The sequence below is a fragment of the Nocardioides albus genome (assembly GCF_014648255.1).
Taxonomy (GTDB): domain Bacteria; phylum Actinomycetota; class Actinomycetes; order Propionibacteriales; family Nocardioidaceae; genus Nocardioides; species Nocardioides albus.
The window spans coordinates 1-18,547 of sequence record NZ_BMQT01000016.1; the positions used below are offsets into that span (position 1 = coordinate 1).

At 68.4% G+C, this 18,547-nt stretch carries 18 protein-coding genes; 8 read left to right on the forward strand and 10 right to left on the reverse strand.

Translation table 11 applies throughout. The features are described from left to right. Nucleotides 1-251 precede the first annotated feature (251 nt). The 5 genes from IEY84_RS25275 to IEY84_RS25295 are packed head-to-tail and all read right to left on the reverse strand — an operon-like array spanning nt 252 to nt 3,716. Nucleotides 252-758 (reverse strand): SPFH domain-containing protein, encoded by a 507-nt coding sequence (locus IEY84_RS25275; protein ID WP_183551447.1) that lies wholly within the window; start codon nt 756-758, stop codon nt 252-254. A 23-nt stretch (nt 759-781) separates the two neighbouring features. Then, a complete protein-coding gene (locus IEY84_RS25280) occupies nt 782-1,828 on the reverse strand; it encodes an SPFH domain-containing protein (RefSeq protein WP_183551450.1) in 1,047 nt (348 codons plus the stop codon). 14 nt (nt 1,829-1,842) lie between these two features. After that, nucleotides 1,843-2,289, reverse strand: coding sequence for an NfeD family protein (locus tag IEY84_RS25285; RefSeq protein WP_183551453.1), 447 nt, complete (start codon nt 2,287-2,289; stop codon nt 1,843-1,845). Nucleotides 2,290-2,349: 60 nt separating this feature from the next. Next, nucleotides 2,350-2,850, reverse strand: coding sequence for a DUF6328 family protein (locus IEY84_RS25290; RefSeq protein ID WP_183551456.1), 501 nt, complete (start codon nt 2,848-2,850; stop codon nt 2,350-2,352). Continuing rightward, the gene (locus IEY84_RS25295; RefSeq protein WP_183551459.1) at nt 2,850-3,716 is read right to left on the reverse strand and encodes a glucose 1-dehydrogenase; all 867 of its coding nucleotides are present in this window, start codon (nt 3,714-3,716) and stop codon (nt 2,850-2,852) included. Before IEY84_RS25295 ends, IEY84_RS25290 begins: the two co-directional genes overlap by 1 nt. Before the next feature lie 28 nt (nt 3,717-3,744). On the opposite strand from IEY84_RS25295, the gene IEY84_RS25300 reads away from it, so the two are divergent. Both IEY84_RS25300 and IEY84_RS25305 read left to right on the forward strand, forming a co-directional pair. Then, a complete protein-coding gene (locus tag IEY84_RS25300; protein ID WP_183551462.1) occupies nt 3,745-4,440 on the forward strand; it encodes a spermidine synthase in 696 nt (231 codons plus the stop codon). Between the two features lie 18 nt (nt 4,441-4,458). Further along, nucleotides 4,459-5,847 (forward strand): class II fumarate hydratase, encoded by a 1,389-nt coding sequence (locus IEY84_RS25305; protein ID WP_221209266.1) that lies wholly within the window; start codon nt 4,459-4,461, stop codon nt 5,845-5,847. Between the two features lie 168 nt (nt 5,848-6,015). Here IEY84_RS25305 and IEY84_RS25310 read toward each other — a convergent pair whose 3' ends face one another. The 3 genes from IEY84_RS25310 to IEY84_RS25320 form a co-directional block, all read right to left on the reverse strand. Then, the gene (locus IEY84_RS25310; RefSeq protein ID WP_221209267.1) at nt 6,016-6,672 is read right to left on the reverse strand and encodes an aggregation-promoting factor C-terminal-like domain-containing protein; all 657 of its coding nucleotides are present in this window, start codon (nt 6,670-6,672) and stop codon (nt 6,016-6,018) included. 255 nt (nt 6,673-6,927) lie between these two features. Then, entirely contained in the window at nt 6,928-8,319 is a 1,392-nt protein-coding gene (phoH2, locus tag IEY84_RS25315) for an RNA 5'-3' helicase PhoH2 (RefSeq protein ID WP_183551468.1), read from the reverse strand. A gap of 299 nt (nt 8,320-8,618) precedes the next feature. Then, nucleotides 8,619-9,395 carry an isoprenyl transferase gene (locus IEY84_RS25320; RefSeq protein ID WP_183551471.1) on the reverse strand — a complete coding sequence of 259 codons (777 nt, stop codon included), beginning with the start codon at nt 9,393-9,395 and terminating at the stop codon, nt 8,619-8,621. Between the two features lie 112 nt (nt 9,396-9,507). Between IEY84_RS25320 and trhA the strand changes: the two genes are divergently transcribed. After that, the gene (gene trhA, locus IEY84_RS25325) at nt 9,508-10,248 is read left to right on the forward strand and encodes a PAQR family membrane homeostasis protein TrhA (protein WP_229789004.1); all 741 of its coding nucleotides are present in this window, start codon (nt 9,508-9,510) and stop codon (nt 10,246-10,248) included. Nucleotides 10,249-10,323: 75 nt separating this feature from the next. Here trhA and IEY84_RS25330 read toward each other — a convergent pair whose 3' ends face one another. Continuing rightward, nucleotides 10,324-11,823 carry an amino acid permease gene (locus tag IEY84_RS25330; protein WP_183551473.1) on the reverse strand — a complete coding sequence of 500 codons (1,500 nt, stop codon included), beginning with the start codon at nt 11,821-11,823 and terminating at the stop codon, nt 10,324-10,326. A 54-nt stretch (nt 11,824-11,877) separates the two neighbouring features. Further along, nucleotides 11,878-13,566 (reverse strand): tannase/feruloyl esterase family alpha/beta hydrolase, encoded by a 1,689-nt coding sequence (locus tag IEY84_RS25335; protein WP_183551476.1) that lies wholly within the window; start codon nt 13,564-13,566, stop codon nt 11,878-11,880. A 233-nt stretch (nt 13,567-13,799) separates the two neighbouring features. On the opposite strand from IEY84_RS25335, the gene IEY84_RS25340 reads away from it, so the two are divergent. The 5 genes from IEY84_RS25340 (at nt 13,800) to IEY84_RS25360 (ending at nt 18,538) form a co-directional block, all read left to right on the forward strand. Then, nucleotides 13,800-14,573, forward strand: coding sequence for an ABC transporter ATP-binding protein (locus tag IEY84_RS25340; RefSeq protein WP_229789006.1), 774 nt, complete (start codon nt 13,800-13,802; stop codon nt 14,571-14,573). Further along, nucleotides 14,566-15,288, forward strand: a complete 723-nt coding sequence (locus tag IEY84_RS25345) for an ABC transporter ATP-binding protein (protein ID WP_229789008.1) — start codon at nt 14,566-14,568, stop codon at nt 15,286-15,288. The genes IEY84_RS25340 and IEY84_RS25345 overlap by 8 nt, the downstream gene beginning before the upstream one ends. Nucleotides 15,289-15,349: 61 nt before the next feature. After that, entirely contained in the window at nt 15,350-16,606 is a 1,257-nt protein-coding gene (locus IEY84_RS25350; RefSeq protein WP_183551479.1) for an ABC transporter substrate-binding protein, read from the forward strand. A gap of 52 nt (nt 16,607-16,658) precedes the next feature. After that, nucleotides 16,659-17,531, forward strand: coding sequence for a branched-chain amino acid ABC transporter permease (locus tag IEY84_RS25355; RefSeq protein WP_183551482.1), 873 nt, complete (start codon nt 16,659-16,661; stop codon nt 17,529-17,531). Beyond that, the gene (locus IEY84_RS25360) at nt 17,528-18,538 is read left to right on the forward strand and encodes a branched-chain amino acid ABC transporter permease (protein ID WP_229789009.1); all 1,011 of its coding nucleotides are present in this window, start codon (nt 17,528-17,530) and stop codon (nt 18,536-18,538) included. Before IEY84_RS25355 ends, IEY84_RS25360 begins: the two co-directional genes overlap by 4 nt. Nucleotides 18,539-18,547: the final 9 nt, after the last annotated feature.

The following is an 18,547-nucleotide window of genomic DNA, read 5'->3' on the forward strand; positions in this document are numbered from 1 at the left end:
ACTGTCCGACGCCACAGCGCACTCGGAGGACTCCCGCCGATCAGCCGACTGTCACCAACGTGATGACCGAGTACATCTAGTGGCACGTCTTGGAAGTTCCTCGATGCTTGGCGCCATCAGGGTGCGTGCATCGCAAGGCCGGCGTCGCGAAGTCATACCGGGCGTCTTCCGAGCGGCGCCGACGCCGCGAGGTGCGTGCCCTGGTGGCGCGAAGCGCCTAGGAACTTCCGAGCCGCGCCACCAGCCTCGGGTCACGCCGAGCCGGGGCCGCGGAGGTCGGTGACCTGGATGCGCTTGACGCGGATACCCCAGTCCTCGCGGGAGCGGCGGGTGGCGTCGTACGCGACGTCCGTCAGGCGCTGGGTGGCGGCGAGGAACTCGTCCCGGCCGACGATTCCGGCGAACTCTCGCAACTTTTCACGGATGGCGCGTTCGAGCTGCTGCTGGGGCCTGTCGACGCGGTAGGCGATCGACGGGTCCTCGAAGTCGAAGTAGACGTTCAGTGCCGCCTCACAGACATAGTCGTCACGGCAGATGAGCGGTTCCTGCATCGACAGCACCTGCTCGCGCAGATCGAACCGAGCGACGACGCGGTCGAGCAGCGGCACGATGGTGTTGAGGCCGGGCCCCAGTGTCGTCCGGTACTGGCCGCCGCGCTCGATCACGAAGCTAGTCGCCGCCGGGACGATCTTGACGCTCATCAGCACCCCGACGACGACCACGACTGCGAGGAGCACGATGACGAGACCCGGTGACATGTCGGTCAGAGTACCGACGTACGTCAGCCGACGATGCGCTCCGCGCGGGCGGACTCCTCCTTTGCCGCCTCGACGGCCTTGAGGGCCTCCTCGTGAGCCTCGCGCTGAGCCTGTTCGATGGCGTCCCGCGGGGCAGGAACCGGCGGCGTACGTCGCTCGTCGCCGTTGTTGCTGCTGTTGTTGCCGCTGTCACCCGCAGACCTGGAGGCGCTGTCGGCGAAGGCCCCGGTGACGGTGCGCATCGCTTCGGTGAGCTCGCCGGGGATGACCCAGAACGAGTTGCCGTGAGCGGCGAGGGAAGGCAGCATCTCGAGGTACTTGTAGGCCAGCACCTTGGCATCGGCGTCGTTGGCGTGGACAGCCTGGAAGACCCGCTCGAGCGCGTTGGCCTCACCGTCGGCCTCGAGCACCCGGGCCTGCTGGTGACCCTCGGCCTCCAGGATGGACTTCTGCCGGGTGCCCTCGGCCTCGAGGATCAGCGAGGCCCGCTTGCCCTCGGCATGCAGGATGGCGGCGCGCTTGTCGCGCTCGGCGCGCATCTGCTTCTCCATCGCCTCCTTGATCGAGGCCGGCGGGTCGATCGCCTTGATCTCGACCCGGTTGACCCGGATCCCCCACTTCCCGGTGGCGTCGTCGAGCACCTCACGTAGCCGGACGTTGATGGTCTCGCGAGAGGTCAGGGTGGACTCCAGATCCATCGACCCGATCAGGTTTCGCAGCGTGGTCACGGTGAGCTGGTCGATCGCCTGCAGATAGTCGGCCACCTCGTAGGCAGCCGCCCGCGGGTCGGTGATCTGGTAGTAGAGCACCGTGTCGATGGCGACCACCAGGTTGTCCTCGGTGATGACCGGGCGCGGGTTGGAGGAGTAGACCTGCTCACGTACGTCCAGCTTGGTGTTGACCCGGTCCACCAGCGGGATCACGAAGTTGAGCCCCGGTTGCAAGGTGCCCCGGTAGCGCCCGAACCGCTCGATGTTGTAGCGCCGTGCCTGTGGCACGATCCGCACCGTCGAGGCGACGGCCCCGACCACCAGCGCGACCAGGACCAGGACTATCAGCAGAAGCTCCATGTCGTACGTCCTTCCTAGGGCGACAGCGACAGCGGGTCGCGCGGGTGCACGAGCGCCGTCGCGCCTTCGATCTCGAGCACGTCGACCCGGCACCCGACCGGGATGACCAGGTCCTCGTCATAGGGTCTGGCCGACCATTCCTCACCGCCGAGACGCACCAGACCGTGGGCGAAGCTCACCTCCGCGAGGACGACGGCCTGACGACCGACCAGGGCGTCGGTGCCGTCGCGCACCGGCGGCGGCAGGGCCATGTGTCGCCGCGCCACCGGCCGCACCAGCAGTACGCTGCCCCCGCCGGCGAGCACGAAGACCAGCAGCTGCACGAGCACGGGCGCGCCGAGCGCTGCGCTGCCGGCGGCAAGGAGCGCCCCGCCGGCGACGAAAGCGAACGCCAGCGTCATCGTGAACGCCTCGGCCACACCGAGCAGCACGGCGACGATGATCCAGAAGATCGACCACATAAGCCCACCAGTTTCGGTTTCCCACCAGCGTACTCTCGGTGTGGTGATCGTCACACCCGGTCAGTGGGAGTTGTTACGCCCGTTCAGCAGCGGCAGACCGGCCCACAATGAGACGAACAGGACCAGGACTCCCACCGCGGCGATGAGCGCGGCCTCGAACGAGACGACGACGTCGAAGACGAGCAGCACGACCAGCGCCGAGACGATCGCGAAGCCGACCAGCCCGGCCCGGGCGCAGGCGTGCGAGGCCCGCACCAGCCAGGGCCGTTGGCGGCGTCGGAACAGCATCCGGTGGAAGGAGACCGGAGCGATGATGAGGCAGGTGGTGATGACCGAGCCGACCAAGACGACGAGGTAGATCGTCTGCTGGTGATCGTTCAGGTCGGGGAAGCGCGGCGAGAAGGGCACCGTGAGCAGGAACCCGGTCAGGATCTGCACCCCGGTCTGCAGCACCCGCAGCTCTTGGAGGAGCTCGTTCCAGTTGCGGGTGATGCGCTCCTCCGGTCGCTCCTCCGGACCGCCTCCTTCGACTCTGCCACCCTCGTCACCAGTGGTTGCCATCAGAACACCGGCCGTCCCCCAGTCAACCCGAGGACGGTTCCGGAGACGTAGGACGCCTCCGCGGGCGAGGCCAGGAACACGAAGGCCGGTGCGACCTCGGCCGGCTGACCGGCACGACCCAGCGGCGTGTTGGCGCCGAACTTCTGCACCTTCTCCGGTGCCTGCGTCGCGGGCTGCAGCGGCGTCCAGATCGGCCCCGGAGCCACCGCGTTCACCCGGATCCCGTCGGGCCCGAGCTCGGCGGCGAGGTTGACGGTGAAGTTGTTGATCGCTGCCTTGGTCGCGGCGTAGTCGAGCAGGCTGGTCGAGGGTTCGTACGCCTGGATCGAGGCATTGTTGATGACGCAGCCCTTGCTCTTCTTCAGGTGCGGGATGGCGGCCCGGCTCAGCCAGAGCAGGGCGTACAGGTTGGTCTTGAACGTCCGGTCGATCCGCTCGTCGTCCACGTCAGTCAGGCCCTTGTCGCGGGCGAACTGGTAGCCGGCGTTGTTGACCAGGATGTCGAGGCCGCCGAGCTCCTGCACGGTACGTTCGACGACCTCGTCGCACGCCTCACGCTCGCGCAGGTCGATCGGGATGGCCAGCGGCGTACGTTTGGCGTCCTCGACCAGCTTCGAGGTCGCCTGTGCGTCCGGCTCCTCCTCCGGGAGGTAGGTGAATGCGACGTCGGCTCCTTCGCGCGCGTACGCGAGGGCGACCGCACGGCCGATGCCGGAGTCGCCTCCGGTGATCAGCGCGACCTTGCCGTCGAGACGGCCATGGCCCTGGTAGCTGGACTCGCCGTGATCGGGCAGCGGGTCCATCTCGCCGGTGAGCCCGGGGGGCTCCTGCTGCTGGGCTGGGAACTGGGTGTTGTCGTCGCTCATGAACGGCCCAGTACCCACATCGGACACAATGGAACCCGTGAGTGGGACGGAAACAGTGATCGCGGACGGAGGCCTGGTCCTGCGGCACCGCTCCGACGGCCATCTGGAGCTGCGGGCCAACGGGATCTTCGTGATGGACACCCGGGAGACCTCGACCGAGAAGGCGCTCGCCACGCGGGCGCTCGAGCTGCACTCCAAGCCGGGGCAGGTGCTCATCGGCGGCCTGGGGCTCGGGTTCACCCTGGAGGCGGTGCTGGCCGACCCGCGGGTCGAGGCGGTCACTGTCGTCGAGATCGAGCCGCGCCTGGTCGAGTGGATGCGGGCCGGCCGGATCCCCCACGGCCCCGACCTGTTGAAGGACGAGCGCGTCCACATCGAGGTCGCCGACGTGGCCGTGGTCCTGCGGGAGAGCCATGCCGAGACGTACGACGTCGTCCTGCTGGACGTCGACAACGGCCCCGGCTACCTGGTCCACGACGCCAACGGAGCGCTCTATGAGGCGCCCGCACTGGCCGACGCGCGGCGGGCGACGTCCCCGGGTGGCACTGTGGTGGTGTGGTCGGCGGCGGAGGCTCCGGCGCTGCTGGAGGTGATGGCGCAGGTCTTCGACGAGGCCGAGGCGCACTCCTACCCGGTCGATCTGCAGGGTCACTCGGAGACCTACTGGCTCTATGTGGGCCGGCTCTCTGCCGCCGGGGCCCCGCCAAGGAATGGCACCAACTAGTCAAAGGTTGAACCAGACATGGACGACATGAGCTTTCGCATCGAGCACGACTCCATGGGAGAGGTACGGGTCCCGAAGGACGCGCTGTGGCGTGCCCAGACCCAGCGGGCGGTGGAGAACTTCCCCATCTCGGGCACGCCCATCGAGCCGGCGCTGATCCATGCGATCGGCCACGTGAAGGCCGCCGCCGCCAAGGCTAACTTCGACCTCGGCGTACTCCCCGGCGACAAGGCCGAGGCGATCATCGCGGCCGCCGGCGAGGTCTCCGAAGGGCGCCACGACGACGCGTTCCCGATCGACGTCTTCCAGACCGGGTCCGGCACCTCCTCCAACATGAACGCCAACGAGGTGATCGCGTCGCTGGTGGCACGGGCCGGCAGGGACGTACATCCCAACGACCACGTCAACGCCTCCCAGTCCTCCAACGACACCTTCCCGACCGCGATCCACGTCGCCGCCGCGGTCGCCGTCAGCGAGCAGCTGCTGCCCGCGATCGACCGGCTGGCCGGCTCGCTGGAGGCGAAGTCCGAGGAGTTCGCTGGGCTGGTGAAGTCGGGGCGTACGCACCTGATGGACGCGACGCCGGTCACCCTGGGCCAGGAGTTCGGAGGGTACGCCGCGACGATCCGCTACGCCGCCGAGCGGCTGGAGGCGGTGCTCCCGAGGGTGCGCGAGCTGGCGCTCGGCGGCACCGCGGTCGGGACCGGCATCAACACGCCCGCCGGGTTCCCGCAGGCCGTGATCGCCGACCTCTCCAACCGCACCGGCCAGCCGTTCACCGAGGCCCGCAACCACTTCGAGGCCCAGGGCACCCGTGACTCGCTGGTCGAGCTCTCCGGCGTACTGAAGACGATCGCGGTCGGCCTGATCAAGATCAACAACGACCTGCGCTGGATGTCGTCAGGCCCCACCACCGGCCTGGCCGAGATCCACCTGCCCGACCTGCAGCCGGGCTCCTCGATCATGCCGGGCAAGGTCAACCCGGTCGTGCCGGAGGCCACCTTGATGGTGGCGTTCCAGGTGATCGGCAACGACGCCGCGGTGACCGCCGCCGGCGCCTCGGGTGCCTTCGAGCTCAACGTCGCGATGCCGGTGATGGCCCGCAACGTCCTGGAGTCGATCCGCCTGCTCTCCACCTCGATGACCGTCCTGGCCGAGCGCACCGTCGACGGGATCGTCCCCGTCCCCGAGCGCCTCCGCGCCTACGCCGAGTCCTCCCCCTCGATCGTCACGCCGCTCAACAAGTACATCGGCTACGAGGCCGCCGCCAAGGTCGCCAAGCAGGCCCTCGCCAACGGCGCCACGATCAAGGAGACCGTCCTGGCCCTGGGCTACGTAGAGAACGGCACCCTCACCGAGGCTCAGCTGGACGAAGCCCTCGACGTCGAGTCGATGACCCACCCGTAAGAACGCCGAGTCGGCTCATCCTGACCGGATCAGGCGCCGAGTCGGCTCGAACTGACCAAGACCCACGCCGAGTCGGCGCGTCTTAACGCGCCGACTCGGCGGGATTTGCGATCAGGACGAGCCGACTCGGCGAGATTTCAGGTCAGGATGAGCCGACTCGGCGGTTGCTCAGTACCAGCCGACGGACTGGGAGTGGCTCCAGGCGCCGCAGGGGGAACCGTAGCGGTCGTTGATGTAGCCGAGGCCCCACTCGATCTGGGTGGCGGGGTTGGTCTCCCAGTCCTCGCCGGCCGTGGCCATCTTGGAGCCTGGGAGGGCCTGTGGGATGCCGTAGGCAGAGGAGGAGGGGTTGTCGGCGCTGGGGTTCCAGCCCGACTCCTTGTCCCACAGCGGCTCCAGGCAGGAGAACTGGTCCAGCCCCCAGCCGAAGTCGCTGAGCATCGACTTGGCGATGTCCCTCGGGTTGCGCAGGTCGATCTCGACCTCTTCGACGCCGGCGATCGCCCGGACGTCGTTGCCGGCCGACAGCGCGGCCTGCTTGCCCGGGTCGGCGACCTCACGGCGGTCACCGGCCGAACGCGACAGGGACGAGGTCTCGCTGCCGCGGGCGGCGGACTCGGCCTCGATCGCGGCGCGCTGGGCGTCGCTGAGCTCGGGGAGATCGGCGGCTGCCGCATCTCCCGCGCTCAGCTTCGCGTCATCGGTGGGTGGCCCGCTGTAGGCCATCCCACCGGCGACTGCCGCGCCGGTCCCGCCGAGGGCGAGGACGGAGAGGAGGAGGGTTGTCTTTGCGGTCGTACGCGCAGCCTTGTGCGGAACGTCCACAAGCGGGTTCGCTGGCGTGCCACGGTGACGTGGGGCGCGATGAACAGGCTGTGACACGGGCTCTCTTACGGGGGCTGAGACAGTTACGGACCCGCAAACAATGCATGAGCGCCCAGCCCGTATCAAACCGGACGCACCGATTGTGGGTCAGAAATGACCGTCCTGAGCATCACTTCCGTAACACGAGTCACATGAATCACAACGGCCCCAGACCTCCCAGGGTCCAGGGCCGTTGACGTGACAAGTATTACGACGTCACGGGACCACGTTCTCCAGCATCTCGGTGACCAGCGCCGCGATCGGCGAACGCTCGGAGCGGGTCAGAGTGACGTGCGAGAAGAGCGGGTGGCCCTTCAGCTTCTCGATCACAGCGACCACGCCGTCGTGGCGGCCGACCCGGAGGTTGTCCCGCTGAGCGACGTCGTGGGTGAGCACGACCTTCGAGTTGGCGCCGATCCGGGAGAGAACCGTGAGGAGCACGTTGCGCTCCAGCGACTGCGCCTCGTCGACGATGACGAAGGAGTCGTGCAGCGACCGGCCGCGGATGTGGGTCAGCGGCAGCACCTCGAGCATGCCTCGGTCGATGATCTCGTCGATCACCTCCTGCGTGGTCACCGCGGAGAGGGTGTCGAAGACCGCCTGGCCCCACGGCGACATCTTCTCGCCCTCGGTGCCGGGCAGGTAGCCGAGCTCCTGCCCGCCGACGGCGAAGAGCGGCCTGAAGATGACGACCTTCTTGTGCTGGTTGCGCTCCATGACGGCCTCGAGACCGGCGCAGAGGGCCAGCGCGGACTTTCCGGTGCCGGCGCGCCCACCGAGGGAGACGATGCCCACCTCGGGGTCGAGCAGCATCTCCAGCGCGATCCGCTGCTCTGCGGAGCGGCCATGGATCCCGAAGGCCTCCCGGTCACCGCGGACCAGGTGGACCTGCTTGTCCGGGCCGACCCGGCCGAGCGCGGTGCCGCGGTCCGACATCAGCACCAGACCGGTGTGACAGGGCAGGTCGCGGGCCGCGTCGAGGTCGAGGACGCCGTCGTCGTAGAGCTCGTCGAGGTCAGCGGAGGCGACGTCCAGCTCGGCCATCCCGGAGTAACCCGGGTCGGAGTCGTTGATCCGCTCGCCGCGGTAGTCCTCGGCCTCGAGCCCGACCGCGGACGCCTTGATCCGCATCGGCAGGTCCTTGGACACCAGGGTCACGTCGAGCCCGTCGCCCTTCAGGTTGCGCGCGACCGCGAGGATGCGGGTGTCGTTGTCACCGAGCCGGAAGCCGCTCGGCAGCGAGGACGGGTCGGTGTGGTTGAGCTCGACCCTGATGGTGCCGCCTTCCTCCCCGACCGGCACCGACGTGTCGAGGCGACCGTGGGTGATCCGCAGCTCGTCGAGCTGCCTGAGTGCGGAGCGGGCGAAGTAGCCCAGCTCCGGGTGGTGCCGCTTCCCCTCGAGCTCGGTGATCACCACCACCGGGAGCACGACCTGGTGCTCGGCGAAGCGCGTCATGGCCTTCGGGTCCGAGAGCAGGACGCTGGTGTCGAGAACGAACGTACGCGCTGAGCGCGACTCGCTCTCGGAGGGGGACTCCGACGCCGGTGTCGGAGCGGCCGACGTGTCGGCCTCGGTGACGTGCTCGTTCGTGGTTCGGTTGGCCACGCGGATCACCTCTCGCGACCGGCTCATACACCCTTGAGTCCGGTCATTTCATCGTTAATCAGATGGACCGGACGGTGGACCGTCAGTCGGGGTGCCGACCGCCTCACACCCGTCGGGATCGGGATGATCCTGACGCAGGTTCAGTTCGTGACTACTCACGTAACGGGCCTCCAGGTGCGGCGAGATTTTGTTCCCCGCCGTTGGTACAACGCTACTTCGCCGGACCAACGGTCCGTGGCAACACGCAGCATTTTTCTTCGTGAACACCTGGTGACCGCCCGCGTTGTGCCGACCAGCGGTCACCTTCCGAGGCGACGCTCGCGGTGGGCGTAGGCCCGTAGGGCGCGCAGGAAGTCCGTACGCCGGAAGTCGGGCCAGTAGGCCTCGCAGAAGTAGAACTCCGACTTCGCGCTCTGCCAGAGCAGGAAGCCGCCGAGCCGCTGCTCCCCCGAGGTGCGGATCACCAGGTCCGGGTCGGGCTGGCCCTTGGTGTAGAGGTGGTCGGCGATGTGCTCGACATCGATGATCTGGGCGAGCTCCTCCAGCGAGGTGCCGCGGGTCGCGTGCTCGTTGAGCAGGGCGCGTACGGCATCGGCGATCTCGCGCCGGCCGCCGTAGCCGACAGCGACGTTGACCAGCATCCCGTCGACGTCGCGGGTCGCCTCCTCGGCGGCCTTGAGGCGGTGGGAGAGCCAGTCCGGCAGCAGGTCGAGCGCGCCGACCGGATGCAACCGCCAGCGGCGTACGTCCGCCAGCGAGTCGACGGCATCGGCGATGATCTCCAGGAGCGGAGCCAGCTCCTCGGCGGGACGGTTGAGGTTGTCGGTGGAGAGCAGCCACAGGGTGACCACCTCGATGCCGATCTCGTCGCACCAGGTCAGCAGCGGCTCGATGTTGGCCGCACCCGCACGGTGGCCGTGGGCGGTCGACTGGCCGACCTCCTTGGCCCAGCGGCGGTTGCCGTCGAGCATCACGCCGACGTGCTTGGGCAGCTTGGAGCTGTCGAGCTTGCGCAACATCCGCGCCTCGTAGGCGGGGTAGAGAACCCGACGTACGCCTTCCTTCCAGTCTGCCACGAGCAGAAGCGTATCGGCGGCGCGCCCACATCACCCAGCGGGACGGGATACATCCCCAACCGGTGGACGAGATTCACCGGATCTTCAGGTCGAGCCGATAGCCTTGACCGTTATGAGCGAGATGACTGACGCGATGCGCCTGAAGGTCGGAAACATCACCGACTCGGTCTCCTCGACCGTTCACGAGGCCCTCCCGAAGATGCGCGGCTGGATCCACCTGGCCACTGCCCCGCTCACGCTGGCGGCCGGGATCGTCCTGATCGTGCTGGCGCCCTCGGGCGCACCTCGGGTCGGTGCTGCGGTGTTCACCATGGCCGCGCTCCTGCTCTTCACCGTCTCAGCGGTCTACCACCGGGTCAATGCTCTCGGTCGGTGGAACGAGCGGTGGTTCACGATCATGAAGCGCTGGGACCACGCGAACATCATGTTGATGATCGCAGGTTCCTACACGCCGTTCTCGCTGCTGCTCCTCGACGGGGTCACGCAGGTCGTGCTGCTCTCGGTGGTGTGGACCGGCGCGATCCTCGGTGTGCTCTTCCGGGTCTTCTGGAACGACGCCCCGCGCTGGCTCTACGTGCCCAACTACATCGCGCTCGGCTGGGCGGCGATCTTCTTCATCCCGTCGTTCTTCACCGGCGCCGTGGCGCTCGGTCTCGGCATCGGGATCGCGACCTTCACGCTGATCTGTGTCGGCGGCGCCCTCTACACCGCCGGCGGCGTCATCTACGGGTTCAAGCGACCCAACCCGTGGCCGCGCTGGTTCGGCTTCCACGAGGTCTTCCACACCTTCACGATCCTGGCGTTCGTCGCGCACTACACCGGCGTCTCGCTGGCGACGTACTCCTTGCGCTGAGGAACAGCCCGAACCAGGGGACGAGAAGGGGCGCGCGGCCGGTGGCCGCGCGCCCCTTCGTCGACTAGGAGGACCTCACATGTGCAACGGCTCGGCGGCCTTGTCGTCGCCACCCTTGCCGACCCGCGAGTTGCGGTAGCCGTAGAGGAAGTAGATGGCGAAGCCGAGCGCCATCCACACCAGGAACCGCAGCCAGGTCTCGATGCTCAGGTTGAGCGTCAGGTAGATGCAGATCGCCGCTGCCAGGAACGGCAGGAACGGGCTGAACGGCACCTTGAAGGAGCGCGGCAGGTCCGGGCGTCGCTTCCGCAGGATCGGGACGGCGATCGAGACCAGCGCGAACGCGGTCAGGGTGCCGATGTTGACCATCTCCTCGAGCTTGCCGATCGGGGTGAAGGTGGCCACGATCGCGACGAAGACGCCGACCACGAGGGTGATCCGGATCGGCGTACCGGTCTTCGGGTTGACGTGGGCGAACTTCACCGGGAACAGGCCGTCGCGGCTCATCGCGAAGACGACTCGGATGGCGCCGATCATCAGCGTCATCACGACCGTGGTCAGACCGGCGACAGCACCCGCCGAGATCAGGGTGGCGAAGCCGCCACGGCCGACGTCGCGGAACGCGGTGGCGAGCGCGGCCTCGGTGTCGATCTGGTCGTACTTCACCATGCCGGTGATGACCAGGGCGACGGCGACGTAGAGGATCGTGCAGATCACCAGCGAGCCGATGATGCCGCGGGGCAGGTCGCGCTGAGGGTTGTTGGCCTCCTCCGCGGTCGTGGCGACCACGTCGAAGCCGATGTAGGCGAAGAAGACGACCGAGGCGGCGGAGATGATGCCGAGGACACCGAAGGTCTGCGGCTCGAGGCCGAAGGCCCACTGGATCAGTGGCTGGTGGATGCCCTCGCCGCTGACGGAGCCGGCGCGCTCGGGGATGAACGGGTCGTAGTTGTCGCCGGAGACGTAGAACATCCCGGCGACGATGACGAACAGGACGATGAACAGCTTGACCGCGACGAGCGCGAGGTTGACGCGCAGCGACTCCTTGATGCCGATCGCGATCAGGCCGACCAGGACGACAACGAGCAGGAGCGCGGCCAGGTTGGGCTGACCGAACTCGGCGTTGGCGTCCGGGCCGTAGCCCTCGGGCCAGCCGAGGCCGATCTCCTCGAGGAAGGTCACCAGATAGCTGCTCCAGCCCTGGGCGACCACCGACGCACCGAGGACCATCTCCAGGATCAGGTCCCAGCCGATGATCCACGCGAGCATCTCGCCGAGGGTGGCGTAGGAGAAGGTGTACGCCGATCCCGACACCGGCACGGTCGAGGCGAACTCCGCGTAGCACAGGGCCGCCAGACCGCAGCAGATCGCAGCGATGATGAAGGAGAAGACCACACCGGGACCGGCATACTCGGCCGCGGCCCGACCGGTCAGGGTGAAGATTCCCGCGCCGATGATGACGCCGATCCCGAAGACGGTCAGGTCGACGGAGGTGAGCCGTCGTTTGAGCTTGAAATCAGGGTGGTCGGCATCGGCGAGAGACTGCTCGATGGACTTTGTTCGCCAAATGGACATGAGGGATAGCAAACCATCTGGATCTGCGGCCGGTATAGACCGGGGTGCGGTCCGTCACATCTCGCACCGGAAGCTGTTGGCCTCGGACACCGGCCCGCCGACGTACGCAGGCCAGGCCGGCCATTCGCACAGCGGCCGGCTGCGGCCGGCCCCGGCGTTGCCGTCGGCGACCACCTGGTTCGCGTCTGGCGCGACCCCGTCCTCGGCCCACTTCTCGAGCACCGTGAGCGAGTCGTAGGAGGCGGAGTAGGCGACCGGGGCGAAGTTGGCGTGGTTGGCGCCCGGCACCAGGTAGAAGCGCGAGAACGCCTCGGTCGCCCGCTTTCCCATCACACGCTCGACCCGCTGGTAATAGTCGATCGTCGAGCGGTGGCTGACCAGCTCGTCGGCGGCACCGTGGACCAGAATCAGCCTGCCGCCGGAGCGGGCGAAGGGTCGTAGGTCGGCGTCGTTGACGTCCTGGAGCGCGGTGAGCTCGCTGATCCGGCGCTGCCACTCCCCCGGGTCGGCAGGGTCGATCGCGAACGGGCTGATCTGCCGGTCACGCGCGACGAAGTGCTTGACCCACTGGTTCCAGAACTGCATCCCGTAGCCGGCGGTCACGGGCATCGGGTCAGCCGGTGCGGTGGTGCCGAAGCCCAGGACCGGCGTCGACATCCGGGCCCCGGACAGCAGCGGGAACCCGGGGTAGCCCCGTTCCCCGCTCGCCACTCGGTAGGGCAGCCGCCAGCTGCTGTCGGCTGCCACGACCGCGTCGACCTGCTCCCGGGAGAGGCAGGTCGCTCCCGGTGTCTCGGCGTCGTCGCACAGCAGCGTCGCCGGGTCGAAGTCGCAGCCGGCCTCGTCGCTGATCACGCCGTCCTCGAGGCCGTCGCCGCCGTCGCAGGCGGCCAGCACCCGCTGGGCGACCAGTCCCTGCTGGGCCGGCGTCGGGAAGGCGCCGGGCTTGGCGAACTCGTGGGTGATCCGGCCGAAGAAGAGGTCGAGGGTGGCGGCGTTCCAGGCCGGGTAGGCCGAGATCACCCCGTCGAAGTCGCGCGGCCAGCGCTGCGCGACCGCAAGCGCCTCGCGGCCACCGGTCGAGCCGCCGGCGAAGTAGGTCGTGTCCGGGGCGCGGCCGAAGGCCTTCCGGATCACGTACGTCGCGGTGTCGTGCACCTTCTTGAGCGCGTCGCCCGAGAAGTTGCGCAGCGCCTCGTCGGAGCGGCCGAACGAGCCGTCCAGGCTGGGGATCGGGTGGTTTGCGGGGTCGGCCTGGTGGCCCGAGTCACTGGCATAGGTCGCGTAGCCGCGGCCGAGCGGGGTGCGCTGGTCGACCGGCCCGAAGGGCACGTTCTGGGCGAGGCTGGGAACGGTGCCGTTGTAGCCGCCACCGCCGAACATCATCGTCTTTCCGTTCCAACCCTCCGGCAGCGCCAGCCCCATCCGGATGTCGGGGGCGGACGGATCGACCGGATGGATCGCGATGTCGGCGCGGCAGTACGCCGGGAGCGCGGTCGGGCCGGTCCCCGAGGCCGGCACCGATGCCGTCGCGGTGATCTCCGCGCCGGTGGTGGGCAGGCCGATGCGGCGCGCGGGGACCTTCATCCCGACCAGTGACGAGCAGTCGGCGGAGCCTGCAGACAGAGCAGCCGTCGACGGGACTGCCGTCGCGGGCGGCTGGCCGACGACCAGGGCAGCGGCGGTGAGCGCCAGCGACGAGCCGGCGGTCAGGAGTCTGCGGACGAGACGGGCGTGGGGCATGGTGGGCCTCCTGGATAGGGCCCAGCCGGGCCGGCCATCGAATGTCGTCTAGCATCGCGACGCCGTGTGACGTACGCCATGTGGCCCGCACACACATCTCCGGGGCCCGAGATGTGGCCGGGCAGGAGCAGCACTCCAGCGTGGCCGAATGGCGATCAGCCACACAGTGGATGGGCTCAGTGTGTCCCGAACCCCTATGGCGTACGTCTCACCACTTCCCTAGCGTCGCCCCTGTGACGAGCACCACACCAGCCCCGAGATGGGCACTGCGGACCGAGGGACTCACCAAGGACTTCCGCGGCTTCCGCGCGGTCAGCTCTGTCGACCTGGAGGTCGCCGAGGGCACCGTCCACGCACTCGTCGGCCCGAACGGCGCCGGCAAGACGACCCTGTTCAACCTGCTGACCGGCTTCCTGAAGCCCACCAGCGGACGGATCACGGTCTTCGGCGACGACGTCACCGGGATGGCCCCCGAGCGGATCACCCGCCACGGGGTGGCCCGCTCCTTCCAGATCACCAGCCTCTTCGAGAACCTCACCCCGCGCGAGCACGTCGAGATCGCGCTCCAAGGGCTGACCAACCAGGGCCTGAAGTTCTGGCGGTCCGAGAAGCTCCTCGGTCAGCGGCGTGACGAGGTCGACAGGTTGCTCGCGGAGGTCGGCCTGACGGAGCTGGCGGACAAGCCGACCGGGCTGATGGCGTACGGCCAAAAACGTGCGCTCGAGCTCGCCCTCGTGCTCGCCGTCGAGCCGAAGCTGCTGCTGCTCGACGAGCCGACGGCGGGGATGGGCATCGAGGATGTCGACCGCACCATCGACCTCGTCCGGCGCATCGCCGAGGGCCACACGGTCATCTTCGTCGACCACAACATGCACGTCGTCGGCCAGCTCGCCGACCAGGTCACGGTCCTGCAGCAGGGCTCGGTCCTGGCCGAGGGCCCCTACAACGAGGTGCGCGCGGATCCCCGCGTCATCACCGCCTACCTCGGGGAGGCCCACAGTGCCTGAGACGTCAGCGCCTGAGACGCCGCTGCTCGAGACCGAGAACCTGAGCGCCTGGTACGGCGAGGCGCAGGCCCTGCGCGAGGCCACCTTGAGCGTCGCCGCGGGCGAGGTCGTCACCCTCGTCGGCCGCAACGGCGCCGGCAAGACCACCCTGGTCCGCTGCCTGATGGGCCTCCACAAGCAGCTGACCGGATCGATCCGGCTCGACGGTCGCGACATCACCTCGCTGCCCGCGCACAAGCGTGCCCGCGCCGGGATCGGCTGGGTGCAGGACGACCGCGGCACCTTCGCCAGCCTGAGCGTCGAGGAGAACCTGCTCCTGCCGCCGAAGGTCTCCGAGTCGGGCTGGTCGTTGGCGCAGGTCTACGACGCCTTCCCCGCTCTCGGCAGCCGTCGAAAGGCCGGCGGGACGACGCTCTCGGGCGGTGAGCAGCAGATGCTGGCCGTCGCCCGGGTGCTGCGTACCGGCGCCCGCGTACTCCTCCTCGACGAGCCCTCCGAGGGGCTCGCCCCCGTCATCGTCGCCCAGATCGGCGACATCGTGCGGACGGCGAAGCAGTCCGGGATCGGCGTGCTCCTGATCGAGCAGAACGTACGTTTCGCCGCCACCGTCGCCGACCGCCACTACCTGCTCGCCCAGGGTCAGCTGGTCGAGAGCCTGAACAACGACGAGTTCGTCGAGCGTCAGGACGAGCTGCTCCAACACCTCGGGATCTGACCCTCGAGCGCACAGCGCCCAAGCAGACAGTGCAGTCCCAACCCCCGCGAGGAGAGACACGATGAACAAGCGTAGAAATGCCGGCGCCACCGCTCTGATGGCCGGGCTGACGGCAGGTGCCCTGGTCACCGCAGGCTGTGGTGCCGGCGGTCCGAGCGCCGGCGGAGGCGACTTCACCGACGACAAGGTTGTCCTCGCCCTGCTCAACGACGCCTCCGGCGTCTACAAGGACGTCTCCGGCCCCAACTCGAAGATCGCGATCCAGATGGCGATCGACGACTACCAGGAGAAGTACGGCGACGATGCCGTCGTCGAGGACATCGAGGTGACCTCGGCCGACCACCAGAACGAGCCGGACATCGCCAACACCAAGGCCCAGGAGCTCTACGACCGGGAAGGTGCCGACATCATCCTCGACGTCCCGACCTCGTCGGCGGCTCTCGCCGTCGCGACGCAGGCGAAGAACAAGAAGAAGCTCTACATGAACATCGGCGCCGGGACGACCGAGCTGACCGGGGCGCAGTGCAACAAGTACACCTTCCACTACGCGTACGACACCTGGATGCTGGCCAACGGAACCGGCACCGTCGTGACCGAGGAGGGCGACAAGAACTGGCAGCTGATCTACCCCGACTACGCCTTCGGTCAGGACATGGTGAAGTCGTTCACCGGTGCCATCGAGGCCGGTGGCGGCAAGGTCGGGGGCACGATCGCGACGCCGTTCCCGAACGACAACTTCGCGACGTACATCACCAAGGCGGGAGCCGCGAAACCGCAGGTCATCGGCACCATGCACGCCGGTGGCGACCTGATCAACCTGGTCAAGCAGTACAACGAGTCCGGTCTGAAGGAGAAGGGCATCGACCTGGCAGTCGGGCTGATGTTCATCTCCGACATCCACTCGCTCGGTGTCGAGGCGTTCGAGGGCACGATCTTCACCGACGCGTGGTACTGGAACCTCGACGAGAAGTCCCGGGAGTGGGCCGACCGGTTCCTGGAGGAGACCGGCGACCGGCCGACGTACGCCCACGCGGGCAACTACTCGGCGGCGCTGCAGTATCTCGAGGCGGTCCAGGCGGCCGGCACCGATGACGCCGACAAGGTCGTCGAGGAGCTCGAGGGCAAGAAGATCGACGACATGTTCCTCCGCAACGGCGAGATCCGTGCGGAGGACCACCGGGTCATCCACGACGTCTACCTGGCCAAGGTCAAGGGGCCTGACGACGTCAAGGAGGACTGGGACTACGAGGAGATCATCAAGACCATCCCTGCCGAGGAGGCGTTCCGTCCGGCAGCCGAGTCCGGCTGCTCGATGTGACCTGATCCGACCTCGTAACAAGATCTGAGGGCACTGGTTTGAAAGGCACAGCATGAACGCGGTTCTGCAGTACACCGTCCAAGGGCTCGCGGCCGGCAGCTTCTACGCGCTGGCCGCGCTCGGCCTGGCGGTCATCTTCGGGGTGCTGGGTGTGGTCAACTTCGCCCACGGCGCCTTCTACATGCTGGGAGCGGTCGCCGCCGCGGTGCTCCTGGACACCCTCGGGCTGAGCCTGTGGGGTGCCCTGATCGTGGTGCCGTTGCTGATGCTGGTCTTCGGGATGCTGGTCGAGCGGCTGCTGGTGCAGTGGCTGCTGCCGCTCGACCCGCTCTACAACCTGCTGCTCACCTTCGGGCTGACGCTGCTGCTGGTCGACCTGGTCAAGCGCCGCTACGGGGTCTCGGGGTTGCCCTATGAACGGCCCGACGTGCTGTCCGGCCGGGTCCAGGTAGGTGGCGTCGGGCTGCCGGTCTACCAGCTCTTCGTGATCGGGGTCGCCCTGCTGGTCTGCCTCGGCGTCTGGCTGCTGATGACACGTACGCGGGTGGGCATGATCGTCCGGGCCGCGACCGAGCGGCCCGAGCTCGCCGGTGCGCTCGGGATCAACGTCGGGCGCTGGGTGACCCCGGTCTTCGGCTTCGGGGTCGCGCTGGCCGGGCTGGCCGGGGTGCTGGCGGCACCGTTCCGGGCGATCACCGCGGAGATGGGCAGCGACTTCATCATCATCCTGTTCGCGGTCGTGGTGATCGGCGGGCTCGGCTCGATCGTCGGCGCCGTCGTCGGCGGGTTCCTGGTCGGGCTGGTGGAGGCCTTCGGCCAGGCGTACGCACCGACGTTCGCGCAGGTGCTCATCTTCGTGCTGATGGCCGTGGTCGTCCTGGCCCGGCCGGCCGGGCTCTTCGGCCGAGAGGAGGCGACAGCGTGACGTCCATCGCGACGGCCGGTGCGAGCGTCACCGAGCAGCATGCGGCGATCGCGGGAGGGCGGCCGTGGCAGCGGTGGGTCCTGCTCGCCGTGGGACTGACGGTGGCGCTGGCGCTGCCGTGGTTCGTCTACCCGCCGGTGGCGATGGACATCGCCGCGTGGGCGCTCTTCGCCGTGGCTCTCGACCTGCTGCTGGGCTACTGCGGGCTGCTCTCCTTCGGTCACGCCGCGTTCTGGGGCGGATCGGCGTACGCGACCGGGTTGATCGCCATCCACTTCGGCGTTCCCTTTCCGGTCGCGATCCTGGGCGGGGCGCTCTTCGCGATGCTCCTGGCCCTGCCGATCGGCTATCTGTCGGTGAAGCGGTCGGGGATCTACTTCGCGATGGTCACCCTCGCCTTCGCCCAGATGCTCTTCTTCATCGCCAACCAGGCCTCCTCGCTCACCGGCGGCGAGAACGGGCTCCAGGGCGTGCCCCGCTCGTTCTTCGGGATCGAGGCGGTCGAGACCGACTCGTTCTTCTTCTACTACGCGGCGCTTCCGATCATCCTGCTCGGGATGTGGGCCGCGTGGCGGATCGTCCACTCCCCCTTCGGGCGGGTGCTCGTCGCGATCCGCGACAACGCGCCGCGAGCCCGGGCGCTGGGCTACGACGTGGAGCGCTACAAGCTGATCGTCTTCGTGCTCTCGGCCGGTCTCTCCGGGCTGGCCGGCGGCGTCTTCGCCGTCTCGCACGGATTCGTCGCGTTGCCCGAGCTGCACTGGGCCACCTCCGGCGAGGTCGTCCTGATGACCGTGCTCGGTGGGATCGGGACGCTGTGGGGCGGCGTCATCGGCGCCGGCCTGATCGTGCTGCTCGCCGACTACCTGGCCTCGTCCGGGTTCGACGGGATCGGGATCGTGACCGGTGGCGTGTTCGTGACCGTGGTGCTGCTGTTCCGCCGCGGGATCTGGGGCACCGCCCGCCACCTCTGGCTGACCCGTCGTCGCCGAGTCGGCTCATCCTGACCCGACTCG

Excerpts from the sequence above, each read along its gene's own strand:
- IEY84_RS25275 (WP_183551447.1), bottom strand. The coding sequence starts at position 758 with ATGTCACCGGGTCTCGTCATCGTGCTCCTCGCAGTCGTGGTCGTCGTC.
- IEY84_RS25280 (WP_183551450.1), bottom strand. The coding sequence starts at position 1,828 with ATGGAGCTTCTGCTGATAGTCCTGGTCCTGGTCGCGCTGGTGGTCGGG.
- IEY84_RS25285 (WP_183551453.1), bottom strand. The coding sequence starts at position 2,289 with ATGTGGTCGATCTTCTGGATCATCGTCGCCGTGCTGCTCGGTGTGGCC.
- IEY84_RS25290 (WP_183551456.1), bottom strand. The coding sequence starts at position 2,850 with ATGGCAACCACTGGTGACGAGGGTGGCAGAGTCGAAGGAGGCGGTCCG.
- IEY84_RS25295 (WP_183551459.1), bottom strand. The coding sequence starts at position 3,716 with ATGAGCGACGACAACACCCAGTTCCCAGCCCAGCAGCAGGAGCCCCCC.
- IEY84_RS25300 (WP_183551462.1), top strand. The coding sequence starts at position 3,745 with ATGGAACCCGTGAGTGGGACGGAAACAGTGATCGCGGACGGAGGCCTG.
- IEY84_RS25305 (WP_221209266.1), top strand. The coding sequence starts at position 4,459 with ATGGACGACATGAGCTTTCGCATCGAGCACGACTCCATGGGAGAGGTA.
- trhA (WP_229789004.1), top strand. The coding sequence starts at position 9,508 with ATGAGCGAGATGACTGACGCGATGCGCCTGAAGGTCGGAAACATCACC.
- IEY84_RS25330 (WP_183551473.1), bottom strand. The coding sequence starts at position 11,823 with ATGTCCATTTGGCGAACAAAGTCCATCGAGCAGTCTCTCGCCGATGCC.
- IEY84_RS25335 (WP_183551476.1), bottom strand. The coding sequence starts at position 13,566 with ATGCCCCACGCCCGTCTCGTCCGCAGACTCCTGACCGCCGGCTCGTCG.
- IEY84_RS25350 (WP_183551479.1), top strand. The coding sequence starts at position 15,350 with ATGAACAAGCGTAGAAATGCCGGCGCCACCGCTCTGATGGCCGGGCTG.
- IEY84_RS25355 (WP_183551482.1), top strand. The coding sequence starts at position 16,659 with ATGAACGCGGTTCTGCAGTACACCGTCCAAGGGCTCGCGGCCGGCAGC.